The organism is Clostridium sp. ZBS15, assembly GCF_023845705.1.
Lineage (GTDB): Bacteria > Bacillota > Clostridia > Clostridiales > Clostridiaceae > Clostridium > Clostridium aquiflavi.
Window position 1 is genome coordinate 20,959 of the sequence record NZ_JAMQHY010000065.1, and the last position, 6,842, is coordinate 27,800.

Consider the following 6,842-nt stretch of genomic DNA (forward strand, 5'->3'; position numbering starts at 1 on the left):
TCTGCTAAAACATAGCCTTAGATTTAAATAAGTTGATGTTGAATTTGGAATGTTATTAATCAAAGCTATAGTATAAATGAATAATAAACGATAATAAAGTCAAGGTTAATAAATAATTATTATAATATTAAAGGGGGAACTGCTTTGAGAAGTTCTTTAAATATAACCAACAAATTAACTATGTTAACTGAAATGGAGAATGATTCAAAATTTCAAATTTTAGAATATAGTGATTTAAATGGAGCTACTGATTTAGAAACAGCTTTTGGATTAAATGTAATTAATGAAAGTAATATAAAATTAAAACAAATAAGAATAATACTTGATGACAGCTCAGTAAAATTAGAATCAGGTCTTTTGAGCTACATGAAAGGTAATATAGATATTAAAAGTGATATAGGTGGAGTATTTGGTTTAGGTAAAAAGTTTATTACCAGTAAATTAACTGGTGAAACTATGTTTAAGCCAATTTATAAAGGTTCAGGAGAAATATTTTTAGAACCATCCTTTGGACATTTTGCTTTAATTGAATTAGAAGATGATGAAATAATTGTAGATGACGGACTGTTTTGTGCTTGTGAAGATGGAATTGAGGTAGGAGCATCAATACAGAGAAATTTATCTTCAGCATTTTTAGGAAATGAAGGATTATGTCAAACTAAAATAAGCGGTAATGGAATAGTTGCATTAGAAATACCTGTTCCAGAAACTGAAATATTTAAATGTATATTAATAGACGATATATTAAAAGTAGATGGAAATTTTGCAATTTTAAGGACTGGAAATATTGAATTTTCTGTAGAAAAATCATCTAAATCTATTACAGGTGCTATAACAAGTGGTGAAGGTTTTGTTAATGTATATAGAGGTACGGGAGAAGTATGGCTTATTCCAACTAAAGCTATATATGACGATATGAGAACTAAAAGCTTTAAAGAAATGACTAAGCCAAGCAAAGAAAGAAATACGGAAAATTAATGCTTTGATATATTAAAGTTGTAAAGAAAAGAAGTTAAAGTTATAATATTTAAAGATGAAATAATTAAAGAGGTGAGAGATAATGAGTTCGTCAGATTCGAAAATTAAAAGCGAAGAATTAGACTTATTTTTTAAAGGAATTTTAGAACTTGAAAATATAGATGAATGTTATAACTTTTTTGAAGATGTAGCTACAATCAATGAAATAAAATCATTAGCTCAAAGATTTTATGTTGCTATGCTTTTAAATAGTAAAAAAACTTATACTGAGATTGCCGAAGCAACAGGGGCAAGTACAGCAACTATAAGTAGAGTGAATAGGTGTTTAAATTATGGTAGCAATGGTTATAAAACAATTTTAGAAAAATTAGAAAAATAAATTTATTAAACTTTTGCTATAAATAGTTAAAAGATACTTAAAACATTGTCAATATTGATGAAAAACATTATACTGTTATATATAAAATTAAAAAAATTATCAACTTAAATAGATAATTATCAAATTTACTATTATTTCATAATAATATAGTAATTAGATATATGAGATAATAAAAAAGCGAGGTAAAAATATGGATAGAATGTTTGGAACTGATGGAGTTAGAGGAATTGCTAATACTGAGTTAACAGCTCAAATGGCTTATAACTTAGGTAGAGCTGGTGCATACGTTTTAACAGAAGGTGCACATAAGCCAAAAATATTAGTAGCTAAGGATACAAGAATATCAGGGGACATGCTAGAGTCTGCTTTAGTTGCAGGTATATTATCAGTTGGAGCAGAAGCAGTAATATTAGGAGTAGTTCCAACACCAGCAGTTGCATATTTAACAAGAAAATATGATGCAGATGCAGGTGTAATGATATCAGCTTCTCATAATCCAGTAGAATACAATGGAATAAAGTTCTTTAATAATAAAGGATATAAACTTTCTGATGAATTAGAAGATGAAATTCAAAGAGTAATTGAAAGTGATTTTGAAGGAGTACCAAGTCCTATTGGCATAGACTTAGGAAGAGAAAGAATCGAAGTTGCGGCATTAGAAGATTATACAGAATTTGCAAAACAAACAATTCCTTATAATTTAAAAGGAATGAAAATAGCACTAGATTGCGCTAATGGTGCATCTTATAAATCTGCTGTAAAAGCATTTAGAGATTTAGGTGCTGATGTTTTTGTAATTAATGATAATCCAGATGGAACTAATATAAATAAAAATTGTGGTTCAACACACCCAGAAGAACTTATGGATTATGTTGTTAAAAAAAGCTGCGATTTAGGATTTGCATTTGATGGAGATGCTGATAGATGTTTAGCAGTTGATGAGAATGGTAAATTAATAAATGGTGATTTCATATTAATGTTATGTGCAAATTATCTAAAAGAAATAGGTAAACTAAAGGAAGATACTTTAGTTGTAACTGTTATGAGTAATTTAGGTTTAGATATTGCATGTAGAGGCTTAGGAATAAAGCTTGAAAAAACAAAAGTTGGAGATAGATATGTTCTTGAAGAAATGACTAAGGACAACTATGTGTTAGGCGGAGAACAATCAGGTCATGTTATATTCTTAGACTATAATACAACTGGAGACGGGCTTGTTACAGCTCTTCAAATTGCATCAATAGTTAAAAAGAAAGAAAAAACATTATCAGAATTATGTTCTGTAATGAAAGAATTACCACAAGTTTTAGTTAATGCAACTGTTCCTAATGATAAAAAGAACATATACTTAGAAGATGCAGAAATAGTGGAAGCTATTAAAGAAATTGAAGCAAAACTAAATGGTGTAGGAAGAGTCTTAATAAGACCATCAGGAACTGAACCGTTAGTTAGAGTTATGCTAGAAGGTGAAAACCAAGCAGAAATAGATGAAATGGCTCATGGTTTAGCTAACTTAATTTTATCTAAAATATAAAGGATAGTTTATGTTTTAGCCACATGTTGATATATTTATAGGTAAAGCTGGACAGAGTAATTGGACTTAAGAACACTAAAATGGATATAGTCCCATTTTAGCTTGTTCCCAATGTAAAATTGTGACAAGCAGTAAATGTGACAATATTCATTAAGAATTCTAAAAAGCAAATTCCAATGCCATTTCTCATTATATTAAAACATAAACATTAATTCGATTTTAATATAAGGCTATATTTTAGTAGAGTGTTGATACATGTATAAACAAATTGGACAGAGTAATTGAACTTAGGAATGCTAAAATNNAGTATAGTCCCATTTTAGCTTGTTCCCAATGTAAAATTGAGACAAGCAGTAAATGTGATTATGAAAAGGAAACTCGACTCCTATGCAGTCGCTGAGTAAGTTCGAGAAGCGAAATATAAAATTTCGAATCTCACTTAACAGTTCTAAAAGTCAAATTACAAAGCCACTTTACCTATTTAATATATCAACATTTATTTGTAACATAAACATTAAGCTAAAAAGCAAATTCCAATGCTAGTTCTCATTATATTAAAACATAAACATTAATTCGATTTTAATATAAAATTATTATATATAAGTAAATTTGAGACTAATAAATTTATAAAGAACCATCATAAGGTGATTAAGAATCATTTTGTGATGGTTCTTTTTATATGGTCATTTTTAAAAATATGCAATAAGAATAAAAATTGAGTTTTTTTGTTTAGAGAATAGCAATTGTGAAACTAGGGTATAAATAAGGTGATATACAAAAGTACATGCTAAGGAGGGAAAAGCTTATGAATATAGTTCCGTATAATGAATATTTATTAGTTATGCCAAATGGTGATACTAAGGGGTTCGATGATTTAGAATTAGCAAAAGCTTATATAAATATATATTATGAAAGGATTATAGACCATAAAATTGATAAAGATGATTATAATGATGCAACGGAAATTGGAGCAGAGGAACCAAGAAGAAATATATGTACTCAATTAGGAGTAGATGAAGGACGATGTGAAGTTTATAGCATAGATAATTTCATAGAAATTGTAAGAGATCAAGTGGTTTTTGATGCTGAAAGGGAAGAAATAATATCAAAATTATTAGCGAAGGAAATAAGCTTTAATGTTTATGATTATAATCTAGATACTATATTACCAGATATTGAAACTATAGACATGATGGAACCTTATGGTGATCCAGATTAATGATAAAAATTATGTATTATTATAATGTTTAATGAACAAGTACGATAAAATCAATATGATAAAATTAAACGAAGTATAGTTTTAAACTATCAATAAAACAGTTGTTTTATTGACTAAATGAAAAATATACATCAAAAAATATTCCTTAATATATAAGTTTTGTAAAAATAATCTACGGTTGTTGACTTTGATATTTTATAAGAGTAAACTTTAAAAAAAGCAAAAGTTAATGGTGTGCAACCGTTATATGCAAGGGTTTGTTAGAACCTAGTGATATTTTATATAAGCGGAGATTAACCACTTTTTATGGTTTGTATCATTAAAAGTGGTTTTTGCTTTAAATAAATTTTACGGAGGTATGATTTTATGAGGAAATATGTATTATCCGTTTTAGTAAAGAATTCATCAGGTGTATTAAGTAGGGTTTCAGGGTTATTTTCAAGACGAGGATATAATATTGACAGCATAACAGCAGGAAGAACAGAAGATCCTTTAGTATCTAGAATGACGATTACTTTAAGCGGAGATGATGATGTTTTAGAACAAGTTAAGAAGCAATTAAATAAACTTGAAGATGTTATAAGAGTAATAAATATTACTTCTGATAATTCCGTTTATAGAGAATTAGTACTTATAAAAGTTAAAGCTAGTGGAGATGAAAGAGCAGCAATTAATGAAACAGCAAAGATATTTAGATGTAAAGTAGTTGATGTTTCACCAAATACATTAACTATAGAGTTGACAGGTGATGAGAATAAAATATCAGCATTAATAAAACTTATGGAGGAATATGGAATAGAAGAGATGGTTAGAACAGGTATAACTGCTCTTCAAAGGGGAATTTCAACAATTAAAAATTCAGTTGAGGAATATTAAAATATTTGCTGAGTTAAAAACATATTTTTAGGAGGATGATAAAAATGGGGATGACAATGACTCAAAAAATATTAGCGGAACATGCAGGATTAGAAAGTGTAAAAGCAGGTCAATTAATCGAAGTAAATCTTGATTTAGTTTTAGGAAATGATATTACAACACCAGTGGCTATAAATGAATTTAAAAAATTTGGTATTGATAAAGTCTTTAATAAAAGTCAAATTGCAATTGTGCCAGATCATTTTACTCCAAATAAAGATATAAAAGCAGCTGAACAGGTAAAGTATGTTAGAGAATTTTCTAATAAGATGGGGATAGAAAATTTCTTTGAAGTAGGAGAAATGGGAATAGAGCATTGTTTACTTCCTGAAAAAGGACTAGTTGTTGCAGGGGATGTGGTTATTGGGGCTGATTCACATACTTGCACATACGGTGCTCTTGGAGCATTTTCAACTGGAATAGGTTCAACTGATATGGCAGCAGGAATGGCTACTGGACAAACTTGGTTCAAAGTTCCATCAGCTATAAAATTTATTCTTAAAAATAAGCCAGCTAAATGGGTAAGTGGAAAAGATATAATTTTACACATAATTGGAATGATAGGTGTTGATGGAGCTTTATATAAATCAATGGAGTTTGTTGGAGATGGATTAAGTTATCTTTCCATGGATGACAGATTTACAATGGCTAATATGGCAATTGAAGCAGGAGGAAAAAATGGTATATTCCCAGTAGATCATAAGACAGTTGAGTATTTAAAAGAACATACTAAGAAAGAGTGGAAAGTTTATAAAGCTGATGAAGATGCAGAATATGATGAAGTTATAGAGATAGAATTAAATACTTTAAGACCAACAGTGTCATTTCCTCATTTACCTGATAATACAAGAACTATTGATAATGTAGGAAATATAGATATTGATCAAGTAGTTATTGGATCTTGTACAAATGGGAGAATATCAGATTTGAGAATAGCAAGGGAAATTTTAAAATGGAAAAAAATTAAAAAAGGAGTTAGATGCATAGTTATTCCAGGAACTCAAAAGATTTATTTACAAGCATTAGAAGAAGGTATTATTAAAGATTTAATTGAAGCAGGAGCAGTGGTTTCAACACCAACTTGTGGTCCATGCTTAGGTGGTCATATGGGAATATTAGCAAAAGGTGAAAGATGTGTTTCAACAACAAATAGAAATTTTGTGGGTAGAATGGGACATGTTGAATCAGAAGTATATCTTGCTAGTCCAGCAGTAGCAGCAGCATCAGCTTTAACAGGAAAAATAACTGATCCAGAGTTAGTATAAAGGGGGATTTTTATATGAACGTAAAAGGTAGAGTATTTAAATATGGTGATAATGTTGATACTGATGTAATAATTCCAGCAAGATACTTAAATACATCTAATCATAAAGAACTTGCTTCACATTGTATGGAAGACATAGATAAAGAGTTTGTTAATAATGTAAGGGATGGGGATATAATAGTTGCTAATAAAAATTTTGGTTGTGGCTCTTCAAGAGAACATGCACCTATAGCAATTAAAGCATCGGGGATTAGCTGTGTTATAGCATCAACATTTGCAAGAATCTTTTATAGGAATTCAATAAATATAGGTTTACCCATATTAGAGTGTGATGAAGCAGTAAAAAATATTAATAATGGAGATGAACTTGAAGTTGATTTCTCAACAGGGATAATTAAGAATCTAAGTAAAAATGAACAATATCAAGGTGAAGCATTTCCTGAATTTATGCAAAAAATTATAGATAATGATGGGCTAATAGGATATATAAAAAACAAATAATTTTTAGTAAGCAATAAGAAATAAATAAAAATAGATAGTGTAAAGTACGCTA

General features: G+C 28.9%; 7 protein-coding genes. All 7 read left to right on the top strand.

Going from position 1 to position 6,842, the window contains the following annotated elements; genetic code table 11:
• Window positions 1–144 precede the first annotated feature (144 nt).
• The 7 genes from NG904_RS15895 (at window position 145) to leuD (ending at window position 6,790) form a co-directional block, all read left to right on the top strand.
• Complete coding sequence (locus tag NG904_RS15895; protein ID WP_252232635.1) at window positions 145–978, top strand: AIM24 family protein; 834 nt, start codon at window positions 145–147, stop codon at window positions 976–978.
• An 82-nt stretch (window positions 979–1,060) separates the two neighbouring features.
• Window positions 1,061–1,357, top strand: a complete 297-nt coding sequence (locus NG904_RS15900; RefSeq protein WP_252215116.1) for a YerC/YecD family TrpR-related protein — start codon at window positions 1,061–1,063, stop codon at window positions 1,355–1,357.
• Window positions 1,358–1,547: 190 nt separating this feature from the next.
• On the top strand, window positions 1,548–2,891 hold the full coding sequence (gene glmM / locus NG904_RS15905; RefSeq protein WP_252232637.1) for a phosphoglucosamine mutase: 1,344 nt from the start codon (window positions 1,548–1,550) through the stop codon (window positions 2,889–2,891).
• A gap of 805 nt (window positions 2,892–3,696) precedes the next feature.
• On the top strand, window positions 3,697–4,110 hold the full coding sequence (locus tag NG904_RS15910; protein WP_252225038.1) for a hypothetical protein: 414 nt from the start codon (window positions 3,697–3,699) through the stop codon (window positions 4,108–4,110).
• Window positions 4,111–4,476: 366 nt separating this feature from the next.
• The gene (ilvN, locus tag NG904_RS15915; RefSeq protein ID WP_252232639.1) at window positions 4,477–4,986 is read left to right on the top strand and encodes an acetolactate synthase small subunit; all 510 of its coding nucleotides are present in this window, start codon (window positions 4,477–4,479) and stop codon (window positions 4,984–4,986) included.
• Window positions 4,987–5,030: 44 nt separating this feature from the next.
• Window positions 5,031–6,290 carry a 3-isopropylmalate dehydratase large subunit gene (gene leuC, locus NG904_RS15920; RefSeq protein WP_252232641.1) on the top strand — a complete coding sequence of 420 codons (1,260 nt, stop codon included), beginning with the start codon at window positions 5,031–5,033 and terminating at the stop codon, window positions 6,288–6,290.
• 14 nt (window positions 6,291–6,304) lie between these two features.
• Window positions 6,305–6,790 carry a 3-isopropylmalate dehydratase small subunit gene (leuD, locus tag NG904_RS15925; RefSeq protein WP_252232643.1) on the top strand — a complete coding sequence of 162 codons (486 nt, stop codon included), beginning with the start codon at window positions 6,305–6,307 and terminating at the stop codon, window positions 6,788–6,790.
• Window positions 6,791–6,842: the final 52 nt, after the last annotated feature.

Coding starts and splice junctions, on each gene's coding strand:
- leuD (WP_252232643.1), top strand. CDS start 6,305: ATGAACGTAAAAGGTAGAGTATTTAAATATGGTGATAATGTTGATACT.
- glmM (WP_252232637.1), top strand. CDS start 1,548: ATGGATAGAATGTTTGGAACTGATGGAGTTAGAGGAATTGCTAATACT.
- NG904_RS15910 (WP_252225038.1), top strand. CDS start 3,697: ATGAATATAGTTCCGTATAATGAATATTTATTAGTTATGCCAAATGGT.
- leuC (WP_252232641.1), top strand. CDS start 5,031: ATGGGGATGACAATGACTCAAAAAATATTAGCGGAACATGCAGGATTA.
- NG904_RS15900 (WP_252215116.1), top strand. CDS start 1,061: ATGAGTTCGTCAGATTCGAAAATTAAAAGCGAAGAATTAGACTTATTT.
- ilvN (WP_252232639.1), top strand. CDS start 4,477: ATGAGGAAATATGTATTATCCGTTTTAGTAAAGAATTCATCAGGTGTA.